Genomic DNA, 18,925 nt, shown 5'->3' on the forward strand with positions numbered 1-18,925 from the left:
GGATCGAAAACCGCTCTAGAGGACCGATTCCAGCACTGCGGCGCGCAGTTCGGCCATGCCGAAGCCGGTTTCGCTGGACGTGGCGAGGATTTCCGGGTGCGCGGCGACATGCTTGCGGGCTTCGGCCACGGTGCGTTCGGTGACGGCCACCAGCTCGCTCGCCTTGATCTTGTCGATCTTGGTGAGGACGAGGCGATAGGAAACCGCGGCCTCGTCAAGCATCTTCATCACGTCGCGATCGACGTCCTTGATGCCGTGGCGGCTGTCGATCAGCACCAGCGCGCGCTTCAGCACGGCGCGGCCGCGCAGATAATCGTTCACCAGGAAGCGCCACTTCTTCACCATGTCCTTCGGCGCCTTGGCGAAGCCGTAGCCGGGCATGTCGACGAGGCGGAGCCGCAGCGGCTCGCCCACGTCGAAGAAGTTCAGTTCCTGCGTGCGGCCCGGCGTGTTCGACGTGCGGGCCAGCCCGTTGCGGTTGGCGAGCGCGTTGAGCAGCGACGACTTGCCGACATTGGAACGGCCGGCGAACGCCACTTCCGGCACGACCGGATCGGGCAGGAAGTGGAGCGCGGGCGCCGACTTGAGGAAGGCGACCGGCCCCGCGAAGAGCCGGCGCGCATCCTCGATCAGTTCCGCCGACAGCGCATCGGGGGCGGGGGTGGGGGCGTCGGTCACGCTTTCCCTTCCGCCGCGATCAGCCCCGGATGGCGGCTGTAGAGCCACTTCTGCTGCGCGATCGTCAGCAGGTTGGAGACGGTCCAGTAAAGCTGCAGGCCGGCCGCGAACGGCGCCATGATGAACATGAAGATCCACGGCATGATCGAGAAGACCTGCTGCTGGACCGGATCCATCGGGGCCGGGTTGAGCTTGAACTGCAGATACATGGTGATGCCGAGCAGGATCGGCAGCACGCCGATCGCCAGGAAGGCCGGCGGAGCGAAATCGAGCAGGCCGAACAGGTTGAGCGGCGTCATCGGATCGGGCGCCGACAGATCCTTGATCCACGCGACAAACGGCTGGTGACGCATTTCGATGGTCAGCATCAGCACCTTGTAGAGCGCGTAGAAGATCGGGATCTGGAGCAGGATGGGCAGGCAGCCGGCGAGCGGGTTGACCTTTTCCTTCTGGTAAAGGGCCAGCAGCTCCTGCTGCATCTTCTGCTTGTCGTCCTTATAGCGCTCCTGGATTTCCTTCATCTTCGGCTGCACCGCGCGCATCGCCGCCATCGAGGCGAACTGCTTCTGCGCGATCGGGAACATCAGGCCGCGCACGATGCAGGTGAGCAGGATGATCGCCACGCCGAAATTGCCGGCCAGCTTGAACAGCCAGTCGAGCACATAGAAGATCGGCTTTTCGAACCAGATGAACCAGCCCCAGTCGATCGCGCGGTCGAAATTCACGAAGCCCTGATGCTTCTTATAGGCATCGAGCACCGCGACTTCCTTGGCGCCGGCGAAGAAGTGCGACTTGGTGGTGATCGCCTTGCCCGGCTGGAGCACGACCGGCGCGGTCGAGAAATCGGCCTGGTAGCGATCCGTGCCGCCGCGACGGAAACCCGCCTCGAACGCCTTGGACTGATCGGGCGCGAGCGCCGTCAGCCAATATTTGTCGCCGAAGCCGAGCCAGCCGCCGGTGGAATTGAAACGGGGCGCTTCGCCTTCGTCGAGATCCTTGAAGTTCACGCTATAGTTGGTCGAGCCGTTGAACGTGCCGATCGGCCCGGTGTGGATCGTCCAGCTATCCGGATCCTTGCTGTGGCCGGTGCGGCTGACCAGCGACCAGGGGCGGACGGCGATGGCGTTGGCCGAACCGTTGGCGACGCCCTGTTCGATCGTGAACAGGTAATTTTCATCGACCGAAAGTTTGATGGTGAACAGCTGGCCGACATCGTTGCGCCAGCTGAGCGTGACCGGCTTGCCCGGGGCGAGCACGGTATCGCTGGTCTGCCACACGGTCTGATCGCTGGGCGCGGCCACGCCGTCACCCGAGAAGCCGAAGGCGGCGAAATAGCCGTCCACCGTGCCGCCCGGTGAGAGCAGGCGCACCGGCGGCGCGTTCTTGGCGATGGTTTCGCGATAGCTCACCATCACCAGATCGTCGATGCGGGCGCCCTTGAGGTTGATCGAGCCCTTGAGGCGCGGCGTATCGATCGCGACGCGGGGGCTTTCCTTCAACACCACCGCACGCGCGCGAATCGCCGCGGGGGCATCGGCCGCCGGGGTGGCGCCGGGAGCGGGCAGCGGCACCGACTTGCCGTCCACGATCTTCGTCGCGGGCGGATTCGCCGGCGGGAAGAAATGGTTCGCCACATATGGCCAGCCGAACAGCACCAGCAGCGACAATACGCACGCCAGCACCACGTTGCGCCAATTCTCCACGGATCAAGCTCCTGAATTCAAGGTACCGGGTCGATGCCAGATCCCCCCCAAGGGTGGCATCTGAGGATTCGTCTGGCCGCGAGCCAGCCACCCTTCAGCGCCCCATAGCGCTGTAGAGCCTCGATCGCATAGGCCGAACATGAAGGATGATAGCGGCAGGAGGGCGGCAACACCGCCGAAGGGCCGTATTGCCAGCCCTTTGCCAGCAGAATGAGGATGCGCGCCATCATCGGCGGGCCTTGGCCAGCGCCTTGGAAAGTTCGCGGCGCAGATCGGCAAAGGGGCGTTCGATTCCGCCCGCGCGGCCGATCAATACATGATCGGCACCGGCGATGCCTTCGGCCGGCAGCAATTCCGCCGCAATCTCGCGAAAGCGACGCTTCATGCGGTTGCGGATGACGGCGCCGCCGATCTTCTTGGTGATCGTATAGCCAACGCGAATCGCATCCGATCCGTCGTTGCGCGGGCGCACGAGCAGCACGAAGCCCGGCATCGGAGCCCGCCGGCCGCTGTTCGCGGCCAGGAAGTCGGCGCGCCGGTTGAGCGTGATCAGCCCGGCGCGACCTGTCTTCTGTTGGCTCAGGCCGAGAGCGACTTGCGGCCGCGAGCGCGACGCGCCGCGAGCACCTTGCGGCCGCCCGGGGTCGCCGAACGCGAGCGGAAGCCGTGGCGACGCTTGCGCACAAGGTTGCTCGGCTGGAAGGTGCGCTTCATCGTTCATTCCCTATCATCGAAACTGAAAAGGGCCGCCCAAGGGACGGCCTCTGTCGGTGGCGCGGATAGGCAGGTGGCGCGCGAAAGTCAATGCGTTTCGAGTCTGTCGCATGGGGCCTACGCGGTCAATCGTGGACGGCGGCCTTGCCCTTGGCGATGGCATCGCGCCGCTTCGCGCTCCGCCGGCGCAGGCCCCAGTCGGTCCAGGCGCCCTGTTTCGGCCAGCGCTTCTTGAAGGCGACATAACGCTTCTTAGCCCAGAGCGAATTCTTGAGCGCCATGCCCGCGCCGATCGCGAACACCAGCACGCCGCCCGGGCCGGGCAACAGCCCGACGACCGGCGCCATCAGCACCAGGGCGCACCCGATCACGAACAGGGTGAGCCGCACATGCTCGTTGCGGCCGAGCGCCTTCCAGCGGCGGACGATATCCATGTCCCCAAGGTGGGGAGCGATGATGACAGTCGCAAGGCGAGGGACGCCGCGGTTCGACGAAATGGCGGCCCCGCCCGACGGAATGTGGCGGCTTTTCGCTAAGTGTCTGTGCCGTCTCGACTCGGAGCAAGAAGCCTGTTTAGAACATGGCGCGAACATAGGGGCGGCACGGGGGTGTCCGATGGTGGCGCATGTCGCGACGGTGGCCTTTCTGGGGCTGGAGGCGCGCGCGGTTGAGGTGCAGGTGCAGGTGGGGCCGGGGGTTCCCGCCTTCGTGGTCGTCGGCCTGCCGGACAAGGCGGTCGCCGAAAGCCGCGAACGGGTGCGCGCGGCGCTGTCCGCGATCGGGCTGGCGCTGCCGCCCCGGCGGATCACCGTCAATCTTTCGCCCGCCGATCTGCCCAAGGAAGGATCGCATTATGATCTGCCGATCGCGCTCGGCCTGCTCGGCGCGATGGGGGTGGTGGATGCCGAGACGCTGGCCTCCTTTCTGGTGGTGGGCGAACTGGGCCTTGACGGGCGGGTCGCGCCGTCGCCGGGCGTGCTGCTCGCCGCGCTCCACGCCTCGTCGCGCGATCTCGGGCTGATCTGCCCGGCGGCGCAGGGGCCGGAAGCCGCCTGGGCGGGGACGATCGAGGTGATCGGCGCGCCCGACCTGCTGGCGCTGCTCAACCATTTCAAGGGGCATCAGCAGATATCGCCGCCGGTGCCGGGCGTAGCCGAAGCGCCTGTTGGCGGCCCCGATCTGCGGCAGGTGAAGGGGCAGGAAACCGCCAAGCGCGCGCTGGAGATCGCGGCGGCCGGCGGGCATAATCTGTTGATGAGCGGCCCGCCGGGTTCGGGCAAATCGCTGATGGCGTCCTGCCTGCCGGGCATATTGCCCGAACTGACCCCGCCCGAGGCGCTGGAAGTGTCGATGGTGGCCAGCGTGGCGGGCGAACTGCGCGAGGGGCGGCTGATCCGCCAACGGCCCTATCGCAGCCCGCATCATTCCGCGTCGATGGCGGCGCTGGTCGGCGGCGGGCTGCGCGTGCGGCCGGGCGAGGTGAGCTTGGCGCATCTGGGCGTATTGTTCCTCGACGAACTGCCCGAATTTCAGCGCGCGGTGCTCGATTCGCTGCGCCAGCCGCTGGAAACCGGCACCGTATCGGTCGCGCGGGCCAATGCGCATGTCAGCTTTCCGGCGCGCGTGCAGTTGATCGCGGCGATGAACCCCTGCCGCTGCGGCCATCTCGGCGATGCCGCGCTCGCCTGCGCGCGGGCGCCGCGCTGCGCCGCCGATTATCAGGCCAAGCTGTCCGGCCCGTTGATTGATCGCATCGACCTGCATGTGGAGGTCGCGGCGGTCAGCGCGGCCGATCTCGTCCTGCCGCCGCCGGCGGAGGGTTCGGCTGAGGTGGCGGCCCGCGTTGCCGCCGCGCGCCAGGTGCAAACGGCGCGCTATGCCGGCCATGACGTTCGCACCAATGCCGAGGCGGATGGCGAACTGCTCGATCGCGTGGCCGCGCCCGACGATGCCGGGCGCAAGCTGCTGGCGCAGGCGGCCGAAGCGATGCGCCTGTCCGCGCGCGGCTATCATCGGGTGCTGCGCGTGGCGCGCACGGTGGCGGATCTGGCGGGGAGCGACGGGGTAGGGCGTGTCCATATCGCCGAGGCACTGAGCTATCGCCGGCGCGCGCCGGCCAGCTAGGCGGGCCGGCCGTGATGCGGCCGGGGGCCGAATCCGTCTCGAATCGGCCCTATTTCCGCAGGCGCAACATTAGGATAGGCTGCATGCGGGCCCGCGCCGACCAGATCACGCGAAAGATGCGCGGGTGAACAGGAGGGCAATCATGGAATGGATGCTTCTGCCGCTCAAGCGCTATGCCCAGTTTTCCGGCCGATCGCGCCGGAAGGAATATTGGATGTTCGTGTTGCTGGTGTTCATCATCTACGTGATCGCGATGTTCCTCGATTCCATGCTCGGCTTCGGCACGACCAGCCGTTACGCCGATCTAAGCGATACGAGCGCCGCCGTGGGGTTCAATTCGCAAGGCGGGATATTGACGGCGATCGCGATGCTGGCGCTGTTCCTGCCGTCGCTGGCCGTGGGGGTGCGGCGGCTGCACGACACCGATCGTTCGGGCTGGTGGATCCTGATCGGGCTGGTGCCGATCATCGGCACGATCGTGCTGCTGGTCTTCTATTGCACCGATGGCACCAAGGGGCCGAACCGTTTCGGGCCGGACCCGAAGGGCGACACGCCGGCCGAACTGGCGGAAAAGTTCAGCTGACCGGCTGACCGGCGGGGCGCGATCAGCGCGTCAAGGCGTCGATCGCGCCCTGCAGGATATAGGCCGCCGCCATCTTGTCGACCAGTTCGGCGCGGCGCGCGCGGCTGGCATCGGCTTCCAGCAATGTGCGGGTGACGGCGGCTGTCGACCAGCGTTCGTCCCACAGCAGCACGGGCAGGCCGAGCGGTTCGAGATTGCGACAGAAGGCGCGGACCGACTGGGTGCGCGGGCTATCACTGCCGTCCATGTTGAGCGGCAGGCCGACGACCACGCCGCGCACCGACTGTGCTTCGAAAAGCTGGCGGAGCCGCGCGAGATCGACCGAGAATTTGCGCCGCTCGATCAGTTCGGCGGGGCTGGCGATCGTCCACATCGCATCGCACAGGGCGACGCCGATCGTCTTGGTGCCGACATCGAGCCCGGCCAGCCGGCCGCCTTCGGGAAAGGCGTCGCGATAATCGAGGATGCTCTGCGTGATCATCGGGCCATGAACGCCTTGGCGCGGGCTTCGGCGTCGGCGCGGATATTGGCCCAGAACAACGCATAATCGAACACATGGAAATTGCCGCCGGGCAGCACATAGCCGCCATAGCCCTTGGGCGCGACGCCGATCATCAAAAAGCCCGATGCATCGCAGCGCGCGGGCACCAGCCCAGGCTTCAATTCGGCATTCTGCATCCGGGCATCGGGCACCAGGGCGCCGAGATTGGCGCCCGGCAGCGCGGCGGTGGCGGGCGCGCCGGTGATCGGGTTGGTGCACAGCATCGGCGTGCCCTTGCGCGCGGCGCCGGTAAGCCCGTGGGTCGCCGCATAGATATCGGTGATGAGATGGGTGTCGGCCGGTTCGGCGAAGCTCTGCCACGAAAGCACGCAACCCGGCTCGTTCGGGCCGGTGCAGGCGGGCAGGCCCATCGCCGGCAGATCGGCCGTCTGCGATACCGGCCAGCCGACCACATAGGCTGCGACGATGCGGTGCGCGACGGGCTTGCCGGCCACCCGTTCCGCCATCAGCCGCATCAGGTGCAGCGCACCCTGGCTGTGCCCGGCCAGCAGGATCGGCCGCGATTGCGGGATCTGCGCCAGGAAGGCATCGAAGGCGCGGGCGACATCCTGATAGGCGAAGTCGATCGCGGCGGTGGCGTTGGCGTCCGCCGTCAGGAACGCGCCGAGCGTCGCCTGCCGGTAACGCGGCGCCCAGATCGCGCCCATGCCGTTGAACGCGCTGGCCTGCGACGACGCGAACAGGCGCAGCTTTTCATTGGCTTCGGCATCGTCCAGCGGGGCGTTCCAGCGGTCGCTCTTCAAATAGCTGGTCGGCGGCACATAGAAGACCGCGACATCGGGCCGCTCCGCGCGGGCAAAGCCGGGCGCCACGAAGCGCGACGGATCGTCGGGCAGGTCCGGCCGGGCGAGCCAGGCGGCGGCCCCGGCATAATCGGGCGCGGTGGCATCGGCGAGCGGGGCGAAGGGTGCCGAGGGCACGAAGGCCGCGCGCAGCAGGCGATCCTGAAACAGATTCCAGCCGATACCGGCGGCCAATAACAGCACGATCACACCCGCGATGACATAAAGGAAACGGCGTGCGGGCAATGTCGTAGCTCCATTTGTGCAGTGCAACATGAAAATTTGCACGCTGGAAAATTGCAATCGCGGGCGTGCGTAGCGGGCAATCGCGGGCAAAGACAAGTTTGCCGATGGCGGAAGGGATCGCATTCCATGGCGATCGCGCTAATCTCCCGCCCGATCAGACGGTAGGGGCCGGGCATGGAGAAGGTGGACGAGACGCCGGCATGGCCGGAACGGGCCTGGGCGCTGGCCGCGCTGGGCGGGGCCATCGGCCTTGCCATCCACGGGCTGACCGATGTGCCCGATCGCTATCGCATGACGGACGATGCCGTGCGGCTGGCGGCGGCCACCTTCCTGGGCATGGCCGGCATCGCCTTCGCGCTGACGCTGGAACGGGTGCGGGCAAGCTGGTCGGCCGGGTTCGCGGTCCTTGCCGGGCTTGTCGTCGCGTCGGCGATCTACTGGAATGGCGGTCCGGGGCGCTGGGATGCCAATGATGGCTGGCGCTTCTTCTGCGGCGTGCTGGCGATCGGAATCGCCGCGCCGCTGTTCCAGACGATGCGGGATGAAGGGCGCCGCACATTGCCCTATCGCGTCGTCCACAGCCACGCCTGGAACAATGTGGTGCTGGGCGGCCTTGCGCTGATCTTCGTCGGCGTCACCTGGCTGCTGGCGTTCCTGTTGAGCGAATTGTTCCAGCTGATCGGCATCAAGCTGCTGCGCGACCTGATCAACAAGGAGTGGTTCGGCTGGATGCTGAGCGGGGTCGCGCTCGGCGCAGCGATCGGATTGCTGCGCGATCAGGATCGCATCGTCCACATGTTCCAGCGGGTCGTGATCGTCGTGCTTTCGGTGCTGGCGCCGGTGCTGGGCGCGGGGCTGGTGATCTTCCTGATCGCGACGATCTTCACCGGGCTGAAGCCCTTGTGGGAGGCGACGCGGGAAACGACGCCGATCCTGCTGAGCTGCTTCGCCGGCGCCTTCATCCTCGCCAATGACGTGATCGGCGACGGGCCGGAGGATGAGGCGAAGAACCCGCTGCTGCGCTGGGCGGGCGTCGCGCTGGCGGCGGTGATGCTGCCGCTGGCCGCGATCGCGGCGATCTCCACGGGGCTTCGGCTCGATCAATATGGCCTGACGCCGAGCCGGCTGTGGGCGCTGACCTTCATCATCGTCACCTGCGCCATCGGCGTCGCTTATTGGGTGGCGCTGATCCGCAGGCGGCTGAACTGGGCAGACGCGGCGCGGCCGGCGAATATCCGTCTCGCCATCGGCCTGTGCGCGCTGATGCTGCTGCTGTCGACGCCGCTGGTGAATTTCGGCACGCTTTCGGTGCGCAGCCAAGTGGTGCGGCTGGAAGCGGGCAAGCTGAAGCCGGAGCGGTTCGACTGGGCGGCGCTCGCCTTCGATTTCGGGCCGCAGGGGCGCAAGGCGGTGGAGCGGCTGGCGAAATCACCGAACGCGACGATCAGGGCGGAGGCGGTGAAGGCGCTGGCGGCGAAGGATCGGTGGGAACTGGCTGGCCGCGATCGCCACCCGGATGCCGACGCGGTCTTTGCGGAGCGTGTGAAGGTGGTGCCGTCGCCTGTGCCGCTGCCGGGGCAGCTTGTCGCTGCGGCGGTACGCGAATTTCGCGGTTGCGGGCGCAAGGACACGCCGAGCCGGTGCATCATTCGCTACGTGCCCGGCGCGGATGATGCGGTGCTCGTCCACTGGTGGGGCGAATGCGATACGTGCCGCGCGGAGCCGCGCCTGATGGTGCGGACGCCGCAGGGGGATTGGGCCCGCGCCTTCGATCGCACTGAAGCCACGAAGCCGGATGCCGCGGAGATCGCGATCCAGCGCGCGGCTGCCGAACGCGGCGAGATCGAGGTGCGCGAGGTGAAGCGCCGGCAGGTTTTCGTAGGCGGCAAGCCGGTGGGGGACGTGTTCGAATAGCTTCGGGCCCTTATCGTCATCCCAGCGAAGGCGGGGGGCCACAACCTCCGCAGTTGCGGGCCTTCCGCTACTTTGCGTGCATGGATTGGCGCCTTCGCGGGAATGACGATGGGGTTTGTGGCCGCTCTCCGCTTGATGCCGGCCGCCATGCCCGCTATCCGCGCGGGCATGTCTGTCGATGCCACAACCGTCCGCAAGATCGCGAGTCTCGCCCGGATCGCCGTATCCGATGCTGAGGTCGACGCGATGGTGCCCGAGCTCAACAATATCCTTGGCTGGATCGAGCAGCTGGGCGAGGTCGATACCGATGGGGTCGCCCCGCTCGCGGCCGTCATCCCCAACCATCTGCGCCTGCGCGATGATGTCGTCACCGACGGCAATATCCGTGACCAGGTTCTCAAGAATGCGCCGCAGGCCGAACATGGCTTCTTCGCGGTGCCGAAGGTGATCGAATAGTGACGACGGACCTTACCAACCTGACCGTCGCCGGCATCCGCGACGGTTTCCGCAAGGGCGATTTTTCCGCGCGCGAAGTGGCGGACGCGTTCAACGCCGCCGTTGCCGCCGGCAAGCCGCTCAACGCCTTTCTGGTCGAAACGCCGGAACATGCCATCGCCGCCGCCGAGGAGGCCGATCGCGGCCGTGCTTCGGGCGAGCTGCGCCCGCTTTCGGGCGTGCCGATGGGCATCAAGGATCTGTTCTGCACCGCCGGCTATCAGACGACGGCGGCCAGCCACATCCTCGAAGGCTTCGTGCCGACCTATGAATCGACGATCACGGCCAAGCTGTTCGGCGCCGGCGTCGGCATGCTGGGCAAGCTGAACCTCGATCAGTTCGCCATGGGTTCGTCCAACGAAACCTCGGCGTTCGGCAATGTGATCAGCCCGTGGCGGCGCAGCGATGGCGGCAATGCGCCGCTGGCGCCGGGCGGTTCGTCCGGTGGTTCATCCTCGGCGGTGGCCGCGCGGATGGCGCCGGCGGCGACGGGAACGGACACCGGCGGCTCGATCCGCCAGCCGGCCGCCTTCACCGGCATTTCGGGGATCAAGCCGACCTATGGCCGCTGCTCGCGCTGGGGCGTGGTGGCGTTCGCCTCCTCGCTCGATCAGGCCGGGCCGATGGCGCGCGACGTGCGTGACTGCGCGATCCTGCTCGAAACCATGTCGGGTTTCGACCCGAAGGATTCGACCTCGCTCGATCTGCCGGTGCCGCAGTGGGAAGCCGGGCTTTCCGGCGATCTGCGCGGCAAGAAGGTGGGCATCCCCAAGGAATATCGCGTCGACGGCATGCCTGCCGAGATCGAGGCGCTGTGGCAGCAGGGCATCGCCTGGGCCAAGGACGCCGGGGCCGAGATCGTCGAGGTTTCGCTGCCGCACACGCAATATGCGCTGCCGACCTATTACATCATCGCGCCGGCCGAGGCGTCTTCGAACCTCGCCCGCTATGATGGCGTGCGTTATGGCCAGCGCGATCTGCCCGATGGCGCGAACCTGCAGGACATGTATGCCGCCACCCGCGCCGCCGGCTTCGGCGGCGAGGTGAAGCGCCGTATCCTGATCGGCACCTATGTGCTGTCGGCCGGGTTCTACGACGCTTATTACACCAAGGCGCAGAAGGTCCGCGCGCTGATCGCCCGCGATTTCGAGCGCGCGTTCGAACAATGCGACGTGCTGCTGACGCCGACCGCGCCGTCGGCCGCCTTCGCACTGGGCGAAAAGTCCGCCGATCCGCTGGCCATGTATCTGAACGACGTCTTCACCGTGCCGGCCTCGCTGGCCGGGCTGCCGGCGATGTCGGTGCCGGCCGGCCTCGACAAGCAGGGGCTGCCGCTGGGTCTGCAGATCATCGGCAAGCCGCTCGACGAGCAGGGCGTGTTGAACGCGGGCCTCGCGATCGAGGAACGGGCGGGCTTCACGGCACGCGCCGATAAGTGGTGGTAATATTCCCATCTCCGTTCGCTTCGAGCGGAGGTTCGAGCGTGGCCGAGAACCGTAGTCGAGAAGGCTTCTCGACGGAGGCATCTCGACTTCGCTCGATGCTGCTCGAAGCAAATGGATTGGTATTTGAAAGTCTGTGAGATGACTGAGTCTAGCTACCGCATCCAGGGCGCGACGGGCGAGTGGGAGGTCGTGATCGGCCTTGAGGTCCACGCGCAGGTGACGTCGAACGCCAAGCTCTTTTCGGGCGCGTCGACCAAGTTCGGCGCGGAACCCAATGCGAACGTGTCGCTGGTCGACGCGGCGATGCCGGGCATGTTGCCGGTGCCGAACCGCGAGTGCATCCGCCAGGCGGTGCGCACCGGCATGGCGATCGACGCGCAGATCAACAAATGGTCGCGGTTCGACCGGAAAAACTACTTCTACGCCGATCTGCCGCAGGGCTACCAGATCAGCCAGCTCTACCACCCGCTGGTGGGCGAGGGGACGATCTCGATCGAGCCTGAGGACGGCGAGACCAAGATCGTCGGGATCGAGCGTATCCATGTCGAGCAGGATGCCGGCAAGCTGATGCACGATCAGCATCCGACGCGGTCCTATGTCGATCTCAACCGATCGGGCGTGGCGCTGATGGAAATCGTCAGCCGCCCGGACATGCGCTCGCCGGCGGAAGCGGGCGCTTATCTGCGCAAGCTGCGCGCGATCCTGCGCTATGTCGGTTCGTGCGACGGTAATATGGAAGAAGGCTCGATGCGGGCCGACGTCAACGTCTCCGTCCGCAAGCCGGGCGATCCGTTCGGCACGCGCACCGAGACCAAGAATGTCAATTCGGTCCGCTTCGTGATGGCGGCGATCGAGCATGAGGCGAACCGTCAGGTCGACGTGCTCGAAAGCGGCGGCACGATCGTGCAGGAAACCCGCCTGTTCGATCCGGACAAGGGCGTCACGCGGTCGATGCGTTCCAAGGAGGACGCGCACGATTATCGTTACTTCCCCGATCCCGATCTGCTGCCGCTGGAGCTGGACGATGCGTTCCTCGCGGAATGCCGCGCGAGCCTGCCCGAACTGCCCGACGCCAAGCGCGCGCGCTATGAAGGGCCGCTCGGCCTTTCCACTTATGCCGCCGGCGTGCTGACGGCGGACGTGGAAACCGCGCGCTGGTTCGAAGCGCTGATGGCCGCGACCGGCAAGGATGATGCCGCGACCGCCAAGGCCGCGTCCAACTGGCTGATTTCCGATCTGTTCGGGGCGCTTAACCGGCTCGGCAAGGATATCACCAACAGCCCAGTTTCGCCGGCGCAGGGCGCGCAGCTGCTCGGCCTCGTTGCCGACAGCACGCTTTCGGGCAGCCTGGCCAAGCAGGTGTTCGAGATCATGCTCGAAACCGGCGACGATCCCGCGAAGATCGTCGAGGAACGTGGCCTGAAGCAGACCACCGACACCGGCGCGATCGATGCGGTGATCGCGGACGTGCTCGCCGCCAATGCCGACAAGGTTGCCGAATATCGCGGCGGCAAGGACAAGTTGTTCGGCTTCTTCGTCGGCCAGACGATGAAGGCGATGGCCGGCAAGGGCAATCCGGGCGTGGTGAATGAACGCCTGAAGGCAGCCCTCGACGGCTGAATTAGCACGGCAAGCCACCCCCTGCCGTTGCGCGGGGGGCGGGGCTTGCCTATCTGACTTTGAACCTAGCCAAGCAAGGGATGGGGCATGACGACTTTCGACGATCGCGAAAAGGGCTTCGAGACCAAGTTCGCGCACGACCAGGAGATGGCGTTCCGCGTCACCGCGCGCCGCAATCGCCTGATTGCCGTGTGGGCGGCGGGCCAGATGGGCCTGACGCCGGAGGAGACCGATGCCTATGCCAAGGCGGTCGTCCAGGCCGATTTCGAGGAAGCCGGCGACGAGGACGTGATCCGCAAGCTGCTCGGCGATCTCGTCTCGGCCGGCGTGGACACCGACGATACGGTGATCCGCAACGAGCTCGAGGTGAAGACCGTCGAAGCGCGCCGCCAGCTTCTGGAGGCCAAGTAACCACCATGCCGATGGCGGCGGAAGATATCGAAGCGATGATCCGGGCAGCGATCCCGGATGCGCTTGTCGAAATCACCGATCTGGCCGGCGATGGTGATCATTATGCCGCGCGGGTGGTGAGCGAGAGCTTCCGCGGCCTGCCGCGCGTGCGCCAGCACCAGCGCGTCTATGACGCGCTCGGCGGCCGGATGGGCGGGGTGCTCCATGCGCTCCAGCTCAGCACCGCCACGCCGGATTGAGGAGTGTGAGATGAGTGACGACGTCCAGGCCCGCATCGCGGACGCTGTAAATTCCGCCGACGTGCTGCTGTTCATGAAGGGCACGCCGCTGTTTCCGCAGTGCGGCTTTTCCAGCCGCGCGGTGGCGATCCTCGATCATCTCGGCGTCGAATATGCGACGATCGACGTGCTGCAGGATCAGGGGATCCGGCAGGGGATCAAGGAATTTTCCGACTGGCCGACGATCCCGCAGCTTTATGTGAAGGGCGAATTCGTCGGCGGCTCGGATATCATGATGGAAATGTATGAAGCCGGCGAACTGACCGAGCTTCTCGACCAGAAGGGCGTCGCGCGCGCCGCCTGACCGTCGGTTGATGGCGGCGCCCCGGTTGCGACCGGGGCTCCGCCATTCCGAAAGCCGGCATCTCCGGGCGACGCTCAGTTCGCCTGCCGGATCTGCCGGACGCCGCGATATTCAAGCGCGGCCATCGCCAGCACGAACAATCCCTGCGCGGCGACGAAGCCGGCGCCCGGCGCGGTGATCGTGCCCTTTGCCTGACCGATCAGCAGCAGGCTTTCCAGGCCCCAGCCGAGATTGCCGAGGATCACGATCCAGACCAGCGCGGCAGGCGGCACCGCCCGGCTGGCCAGCCAGCCGATGAACAGGCCGAGCGGCAGCAGCAACAGGCCGGCCCCGCGCAGCAGGATCGCCTCAAGCCCGAACGGACCGGCCAGTGCCGGCGCTGCCAGCACCAGCATTGCGCCCATGCCCAGGCAGCTAACGGCGTCGATCGCAAGAATTCGACGCAGGAAGATGTGGTTCGTCATGCACTTGATCCTCGATGATCGCCGTGGATCGTTACGGCGATCACTTCCTGCTTCTTGACGATCATCAAATCGATTACCTTGGGGGTAATGGCAGCGGCGGGGTCGCAAGCTGAAGTGGGGCGATGACGCAGCACCTTCCTCTTGGCGATCTCATGCGCGCATGGCGCAAGCAGCGGCGGATGAGCCAGCTGGATCTGGCGCTCGACGTCGCGGTGTCGACCCGCCATTTGAGCTTCGTCGAAACCGGGCGGTCCAAGCCGAGCCGCGGACTGGTGCTGCGCATGGCCGAAAAGCTGCGCATGCCGCCGCGCGAGCGCAACCAGATGCTCGTCGCCGCCGGTTTCGCGCCCGCCTTTCCCGAACGGCCGATCGACGATCCCGCGCTGGCCGACGCGCTGGCCGTGATCGAACGGCTGCTGATCGGCTATCAGCCCTTTCCGGCGCTGGCGGTCGACCGGCACTGGACGCTGGTGCGCAACAATGCCGCGCTGGCGCCCCTGATCGCGGGCGCCGCGCCGTCGCTGCTGGTGCCGCCCGTCAACGTGCTGCGGCTCAGCCTGCATCCCGACGGGCTGGCGCGGCGGATCGCCAATCTGGGCGAGTGGAAGGCGCATATCTGCCATCGGCTGGAAAGCCAGATCGACGCGAGCGGTGATCCACAACTGGCCGACCTGCTGGCCGAATTGCGCAGCTATCCCGCAGGGCCCGCGCGCCAGCGCCGGCCGGACGCGATCGCGGTGCCGCTGGTTATCGACGTTGGCGGCAAGAAGCTGTCCTTCCTCAGCATGACGACGATGTTCGGCACGCCGATCGACGTGACGCTGGCCGAGATTGCGATCGAGGCGTTCCTGCCGGCGGATGCCGCCACGGCGGAGTTGCTGCTGAAGGGGATTTGAAGGGGCGGGGGCAGCGCGAGACCGGAACAGCACTGACCCCGCCACTTTCAAAACGCGGGAACAACTTGGAACGCTGAAAGAGGAGCAGGAGGCGTGCCAGAACGGCCGTATCCCACTTTTCCGCGGGACATGATGGTTGACGGCCGATCGGGTATCGCGCCGTTTGTAAGATTATCCGACGATTTTCCGTTGGGACTTCAAATCCGTCCCGCGCGGTGCCACATGGCCGGCATGGACGATCAGACCCCCGGGGCCGTGCAGAGCCTGCATCCGCTGGTGCGCCGCGTGCTGGCGCCCAACCCGTCCGCGTTCACGCTGCATGGCACGCAGACCTATATCGTCGGCCATGGCGATGTGGCGGTGATCGATCCCGGCCCCAATCTGGCGCCGCATATCGATGCGATCATGGCGGCAACGAAGGGCGAGACGATCCGCTATATCGTCTGCACGCACACCCATAATGATCACAGCCCCGCCGCCGCGCCGTTGAAGGCGCTTGCCGGGGCCGAGATCGTGGGCTGCGCGCCACTGGTGCTGGATGATAGCGGGCCGCGTTCGGACGCGGCGTTCGATCGCACCTACGCGCCCGATCGCGTGCTGGGCGATGGCGAGGCGCTGACCGGCGATGGCTGGTCGCTGATCGGCGTGGATACGCCCGGCCACACCTCCAACCATCTCTGCCTGGCCTTGCCGGAGGCGGACGCCTTGTTCACCGGCGATCATGTCATGGGCTGGTCGACCACCGTCATCTCACCCCCCGACGGCGACATGGCGGCCTATATGGCGAGCCTCGACAAGCTGATGGGGCGCAGTGACGCCATCTATTATCCGGCGCATGGCGATCCGGTGGAGCGCCCGCAGCGCTTCGTCCGCAGCCTGATGGGGCATCGCAAGCAGCGCGAAGGGCAGATTTTGCGGCTGCTGGGCGAAGGCGAGAAGCCGATCCCGGCGATGGTGGAAAAGATGTATGTGGGGCTCGATCCCCAGCTGATCCCCGCCGCCGGCCGTTCGGTGCTGGCCCATCTGCTCGATCTTGAACGGCGCGGCCAGGTGGTGCGCGCCGGCGTGGAGAGCTGGGCGCGGGCCGCGTGAACCCCAGAACCGCCCGCTGGATCGCGGCGATCCTTGCCGTGGCGATGGTCGCGGGGACGGCCGGCTGGTTCGGCGCCCGCCGCATCGCGGGCGTGTTCAACCCCGATCCGGTGACGATCGCCACCGCCAGCCTGGATTCGATGCGCGAACAGAACCGGCTGACGGTGTTCGCCGCGCGCTATGTGGCGGTTGTCACCTCGACGCAGACGCGCTTCGGCCTGTCGGCGCGCAAGACGCTGATCATGCCCGGCAATGTGCGCTACGAGGTCGATCTGGCCAAACTCAGCCCGCGCGACGTGCGGTGGGACGCGGCGGCGCGGCGATTGTCGGTCACGCTGCCCGTTCCCATATTGGCGGGGCCGGAGGTCGATATGGCGGCGATCCGCGAATATGATGGCGGCGGGATGCTGATGGCGCTGAGCGACGCGGAAACCACGCTCGACACCGCGAACCGCAAGGCCGGGCAGGCCGAACTGCTGCGCCAGGCGCGCAGCGAATTGCCGATGCGGCTGGCGCGCGATGCCGGGCGGCGCGCCGTGGAACGCAATTTCGCCATGCCGTTGAAGGCGGCAGGGCTGGACGCGGCCGTCGAAGTGCGCTTTGCGGACGAACCGCGGCCCGGCAACGGCGAACGGATGGATGCATCCCGTTCGCTTGAAGAGATATATGGGTTGCACGAGAATCAGAACGCGCGTCCGACAAGAGGAACACAGCCATGAACGCCCCCACTGCAAGCCTCGCCGGGCTGGACCTGCGCGCGGAGATCGATCGGCTGCGCAAGGAACGCAACGCCGTGATCCTGGCGCATTATTACCAGAAGCCGGAAATTCAGGACATTGCCGATTTCGTCGGCGACAGCCTGGAACTGTCGCGCAAGGCGGCGGAAACCGATGCCGATGTGATCGCGTTTTGCGGCGTGCGCTTCATGGCTGAAACCGCGAAGATCCTCAGCCCGCAGAAGACGGTGATCCTGCCCGACATGGATGCCGGCTGCAGCCTTGAGGATTCGTGCCCGCCGGACAAGTTCAAGGCGTTCCGCGCCGCGCACCCCGATCATATCGCGCTGACCTACATCAACTGTTCGGCCGAGGTGAAGGCGCTCAGCGACATCATCGTCACCTCGTCGTCGGCGGAAAAGATCCTCAGCCAGATTCCGCCGGAACAGAAGATCATCTTCGGGCCGGACAAGCATCTCGGCGGTTATCTGTCGCGCAAGTTCGGGCGGGAGATGCTGCTGTGGCCGGGCGTCTGCATCGTCCATGAGGCGTTTTCGGAAACCGAGCTGCTCAAGCTCAAGGCGCAGCATCCCGACGCGCCGGTGGCGGCGCACCCCGAATGCCCGCCGCATGTGCTGGACCATGCCGACATGGTGGGTTCGACCAGCGCGATCCTGGAATTCGCCAAGACGACGCCGCACGACACCGTGATCGTCGCGACCGAGCCGCACATCATCCACCAGATGGAAAAGGCGGTGCCGGAAAAGACCTTCATCGGTGCGCCGGGGGCCGACGGCAACTGCAACTGCAACATCTGCCCCTATATGGCGCTCAACACGATGGAGAAGCTCTACATCGCGCTGCGCGATCTGGAGCCGAAGATCGAGCTGGACGAAGAGATGCGGCTGGCCGCCAAGAAATCGCTGGACCGGATGCTCGAAATGGCATCGGCCACGGTGGGCAAGGGCGATCTTGGTGCGCGGGACTGAGCCCGCCACGATGCGCTTCGCCCTTCCCAATTTCGATCTCGACGCGTTCGTCCGCTCCACCCTTGCCGAGGATCTCGGCGAGGTGGGGGATATCACGTCGGCCGCCGTCATCCCCGCCGACGCGATGTTCGCGGGCGCGATGGACAGCCGTGACGCGATCACCGTCGCTGGGCTGCCGATCGCCGAAGCCTTCTTCCACGCGCTCGATCCCGAGGTCGAGATCGAGCTGCTGGTGGCCGATGGCGACCGGGTGGCGCCGGGCACCGATCTGATGCGGCTGCGCGGCCGTGCGCGGGCGTTGCTGACGGCGGAGCGATCGGCGCTCAACACCATCCAGCATCTTTCCGGCATCGCCACGCTGACGCGCAGCTATGTCGACAAGATCGACGGCACGGGCGCGACGCTGCTCGATACGCGCAAGACCATTCCCGGCCTGCGCGTGCTCGAAAAATATGCGACGCGCATGGGCGGCGCCACCAATCACCGCATGGGTCTGTGGGATGCGGCGATGATCAAGGACAATCATGTCGCCGTCGCCGGCGGCGTGGGGGAAGCGGTGCGGCGCGCCAAGACGGCCGGGATCGCATCGATCATCGTCGAGGTCGATCGTATCGACCAGATCGAGCCGGCGCTTGCGGCGGGGGCCATGCACCTGCTGCTCGACAATATGGATCCGGCCACGCTGCGCGGCGCGGTGACGCTGGTCGGCGGGCGCGTGCCGACCGAGGCGTCGGGCGGCGTGCGGATCGATACGATCCGGGCGATCGCGGAAACCGGCGTGACCTATATCTCGGTCGGCCGGCTTACCCAATCGGCCCCGGCGGCCGATATCGGGCTGGATTTCGCGGCAGCCTGATCGGGTTGCGCGGCGCGCGGCGGCGATTAAGCTGCCGTCGCGCATTTTTGATG

At 66.5% G+C, this 18,925-nt stretch carries 24 protein-coding genes; 14 read left to right on the forward strand and 10 right to left on the reverse strand.

The window, feature by feature from the left end; genetic code table 11:
- Nucleotides 1-15 precede the first annotated feature (15 nt).
- From yihA to CHB74_RS08320, 6 genes are all read right to left on the reverse strand, one after another.
- Nucleotides 16-678 (reverse strand): ribosome biogenesis GTP-binding protein YihA/YsxC, encoded by a 663-nt coding sequence (gene yihA / locus CHB74_RS08295; protein WP_245842738.1) that lies wholly within the window; start codon nucleotides 676-678, stop codon nucleotides 16-18.
- Nucleotides 675-2,381 (reverse strand): membrane protein insertase YidC, encoded by a 1,707-nt coding sequence (yidC, locus tag CHB74_RS08300; RefSeq protein ID WP_089219167.1) that lies wholly within the window; start codon nucleotides 2,379-2,381, stop codon nucleotides 675-677. Before yidC ends, yihA begins: the two co-directional genes overlap by 4 nt.
- Nucleotides 2,382-2,398: 17 nt before the next feature.
- Nucleotides 2,399-2,611 (reverse strand): membrane protein insertion efficiency factor YidD, encoded by a 213-nt coding sequence (gene yidD, locus CHB74_RS08305; protein WP_089219168.1) that lies wholly within the window; start codon nucleotides 2,609-2,611, stop codon nucleotides 2,399-2,401.
- The gene (gene rnpA, locus CHB74_RS08310) at nucleotides 2,608-2,874 is read right to left on the reverse strand and encodes a ribonuclease P protein component (protein WP_245842739.1); all 267 of its coding nucleotides are present in this window, start codon (nucleotides 2,872-2,874) and stop codon (nucleotides 2,608-2,610) included. The genes yidD and rnpA overlap by 4 nt, the downstream gene beginning before the upstream one ends.
- An 86-nt stretch (nucleotides 2,875-2,960) precedes the next feature.
- Nucleotides 2,961-3,095: a 50S ribosomal protein L34 gene (gene rpmH / locus CHB74_RS08315; protein ID WP_010125178.1), complete on the reverse strand. Its 135-nt coding sequence runs from the start codon at nucleotides 3,093-3,095 to the stop codon at nucleotides 2,961-2,963.
- Nucleotides 3,096-3,220: 125 nt separating this feature from the next.
- The gene (locus tag CHB74_RS08320; RefSeq protein WP_089219169.1) at nucleotides 3,221-3,529 is read right to left on the reverse strand and encodes a hypothetical protein; all 309 of its coding nucleotides are present in this window, start codon (nucleotides 3,527-3,529) and stop codon (nucleotides 3,221-3,223) included.
- A 181-nt stretch (nucleotides 3,530-3,710) separates the two neighbouring features.
- On the opposite strand from CHB74_RS08320, the gene CHB74_RS08325 reads away from it, so the two are divergent.
- On the forward strand, nucleotides 3,711-5,219 hold the full coding sequence (locus CHB74_RS08325) for a YifB family Mg chelatase-like AAA ATPase (RefSeq protein WP_089219170.1): 1,509 nt from the start codon (nucleotides 3,711-3,713) through the stop codon (nucleotides 5,217-5,219).
- Nucleotides 5,220-5,361: 142 nt separating this feature from the next.
- Nucleotides 5,362-5,802 (forward strand): DUF805 domain-containing protein, encoded by a 441-nt coding sequence (locus CHB74_RS08330; protein WP_089219171.1) that lies wholly within the window; start codon nucleotides 5,362-5,364, stop codon nucleotides 5,800-5,802.
- A 22-nt stretch (nucleotides 5,803-5,824) separates the two neighbouring features.
- Here the strand turns inward: CHB74_RS08330 and ruvX are convergent, their stop codons facing one another.
- On the reverse strand, nucleotides 5,825-6,283 hold the full coding sequence (gene ruvX, locus CHB74_RS08335; RefSeq protein WP_089219172.1) for a Holliday junction resolvase RuvX: 459 nt from the start codon (nucleotides 6,281-6,283) through the stop codon (nucleotides 5,825-5,827).
- On the reverse strand, nucleotides 6,280-7,422 hold the full coding sequence (locus CHB74_RS08340; protein WP_179220768.1) for a DUF3089 domain-containing protein: 1,143 nt from the start codon (nucleotides 7,420-7,422) through the stop codon (nucleotides 6,280-6,282). Before CHB74_RS08340 ends, ruvX begins: the two co-directional genes overlap by 4 nt.
- A gap of 144 nt (nucleotides 7,423-7,566) precedes the next feature.
- On the opposite strand from CHB74_RS08340, the gene CHB74_RS08345 reads away from it, so the two are divergent.
- The 7 genes from CHB74_RS08345 (at nucleotide 7,567) to grxD (ending at nucleotide 13,859) form a co-directional block, all read left to right on the forward strand.
- Nucleotides 7,567-9,306, forward strand: a complete 1,740-nt coding sequence (locus CHB74_RS08345; RefSeq protein ID WP_089219174.1) for a DUF4153 domain-containing protein — start codon at nucleotides 7,567-7,569, stop codon at nucleotides 9,304-9,306.
- A 168-nt stretch (nucleotides 9,307-9,474) separates the two neighbouring features.
- Nucleotides 9,475-9,762: an Asp-tRNA(Asn)/Glu-tRNA(Gln) amidotransferase subunit GatC gene (gene gatC / locus CHB74_RS08350; RefSeq protein ID WP_089219297.1), complete on the forward strand. Its 288-nt coding sequence runs from the start codon at nucleotides 9,475-9,477 to the stop codon at nucleotides 9,760-9,762.
- Entirely contained in the window at nucleotides 9,762-11,246 is a 1,485-nt protein-coding gene (gene gatA, locus CHB74_RS08355; RefSeq protein WP_089219175.1) for an Asp-tRNA(Asn)/Glu-tRNA(Gln) amidotransferase subunit GatA, read from the forward strand. The genes gatC and gatA overlap by 1 nt, the downstream gene beginning before the upstream one ends.
- Before the next feature lie 138 nt (nucleotides 11,247-11,384).
- Nucleotides 11,385-12,866 (forward strand): Asp-tRNA(Asn)/Glu-tRNA(Gln) amidotransferase subunit GatB, encoded by a 1,482-nt coding sequence (gatB, locus tag CHB74_RS08360; protein WP_089219176.1) that lies wholly within the window; start codon nucleotides 11,385-11,387, stop codon nucleotides 12,864-12,866.
- An 87-nt stretch (nucleotides 12,867-12,953) separates the two neighbouring features.
- On the forward strand, nucleotides 12,954-13,277 hold the full coding sequence (locus tag CHB74_RS08365) for a DUF1476 domain-containing protein (RefSeq protein ID WP_089219177.1): 324 nt from the start codon (nucleotides 12,954-12,956) through the stop codon (nucleotides 13,275-13,277).
- A gap of 5 nt (nucleotides 13,278-13,282) precedes the next feature.
- Nucleotides 13,283-13,516, forward strand: a complete 234-nt coding sequence (locus CHB74_RS08370; protein WP_089219178.1) for a BolA family protein — start codon at nucleotides 13,283-13,285, stop codon at nucleotides 13,514-13,516.
- Nucleotides 13,517-13,526: 10 nt separating this feature from the next.
- On the forward strand, nucleotides 13,527-13,859 hold the full coding sequence (gene grxD / locus CHB74_RS08375) for a Grx4 family monothiol glutaredoxin (protein WP_089219179.1): 333 nt from the start codon (nucleotides 13,527-13,529) through the stop codon (nucleotides 13,857-13,859).
- 74 nt (nucleotides 13,860-13,933) lie between these two features.
- Here grxD and CHB74_RS08380 read toward each other — a convergent pair whose 3' ends face one another.
- Nucleotides 13,934-14,323, reverse strand: a complete 390-nt coding sequence (locus tag CHB74_RS08380) for a hypothetical protein (protein ID WP_089219180.1) — start codon at nucleotides 14,321-14,323, stop codon at nucleotides 13,934-13,936.
- Nucleotides 14,320-14,457, reverse strand: coding sequence for a hypothetical protein (locus CHB74_RS22240; protein WP_218821407.1), 138 nt, complete (start codon nucleotides 14,455-14,457; stop codon nucleotides 14,320-14,322). Before CHB74_RS22240 ends, CHB74_RS08380 begins: the two co-directional genes overlap by 4 nt.
- Before the next feature lie 18 nt (nucleotides 14,458-14,475).
- Between CHB74_RS22240 and CHB74_RS08385 the strand changes: the two genes are divergently transcribed.
- From CHB74_RS08385 to nadC, 5 genes are all read left to right on the forward strand, one after another.
- Nucleotides 14,476-15,219 carry an MmyB family transcriptional regulator gene (locus CHB74_RS08385; RefSeq protein WP_089219298.1) on the forward strand — a complete coding sequence of 248 codons (744 nt, stop codon included), beginning with the start codon at nucleotides 14,476-14,478 and terminating at the stop codon, nucleotides 15,217-15,219.
- Nucleotides 15,220-15,441: 222 nt separating this feature from the next.
- Complete coding sequence (locus CHB74_RS08390; protein ID WP_089219181.1) at nucleotides 15,442-16,311, forward strand: MBL fold metallo-hydrolase; 870 nt, start codon at nucleotides 15,442-15,444, stop codon at nucleotides 16,309-16,311.
- Nucleotides 16,308-17,030, forward strand: a complete 723-nt coding sequence (locus CHB74_RS08395) for a DUF4230 domain-containing protein (RefSeq protein ID WP_245842742.1) — start codon at nucleotides 16,308-16,310, stop codon at nucleotides 17,028-17,030. Before CHB74_RS08390 ends, CHB74_RS08395 begins: the two co-directional genes overlap by 4 nt.
- On the forward strand, nucleotides 17,027-18,016 hold the full coding sequence (nadA, locus tag CHB74_RS08400; protein ID WP_089219183.1) for a quinolinate synthase NadA: 990 nt from the start codon (nucleotides 17,027-17,029) through the stop codon (nucleotides 18,014-18,016). The genes CHB74_RS08395 and nadA overlap by 4 nt, the downstream gene beginning before the upstream one ends.
- A 10-nt stretch (nucleotides 18,017-18,026) precedes the next feature.
- Nucleotides 18,027-18,872 (forward strand): carboxylating nicotinate-nucleotide diphosphorylase, encoded by an 846-nt coding sequence (nadC, locus tag CHB74_RS08405; RefSeq protein ID WP_089219184.1) that lies wholly within the window; start codon nucleotides 18,027-18,029, stop codon nucleotides 18,870-18,872.
- The last annotated feature ends 53 nt before the right edge of the window (nucleotides 18,873-18,925 follow it).

This window comes from Edaphosphingomonas laterariae (genome assembly GCF_900188165.1).
Taxonomy (GTDB): Bacteria; Pseudomonadota; Alphaproteobacteria; order Sphingomonadales; family Sphingomonadaceae; genus Sphingomonas_E; species Sphingomonas_E laterariae.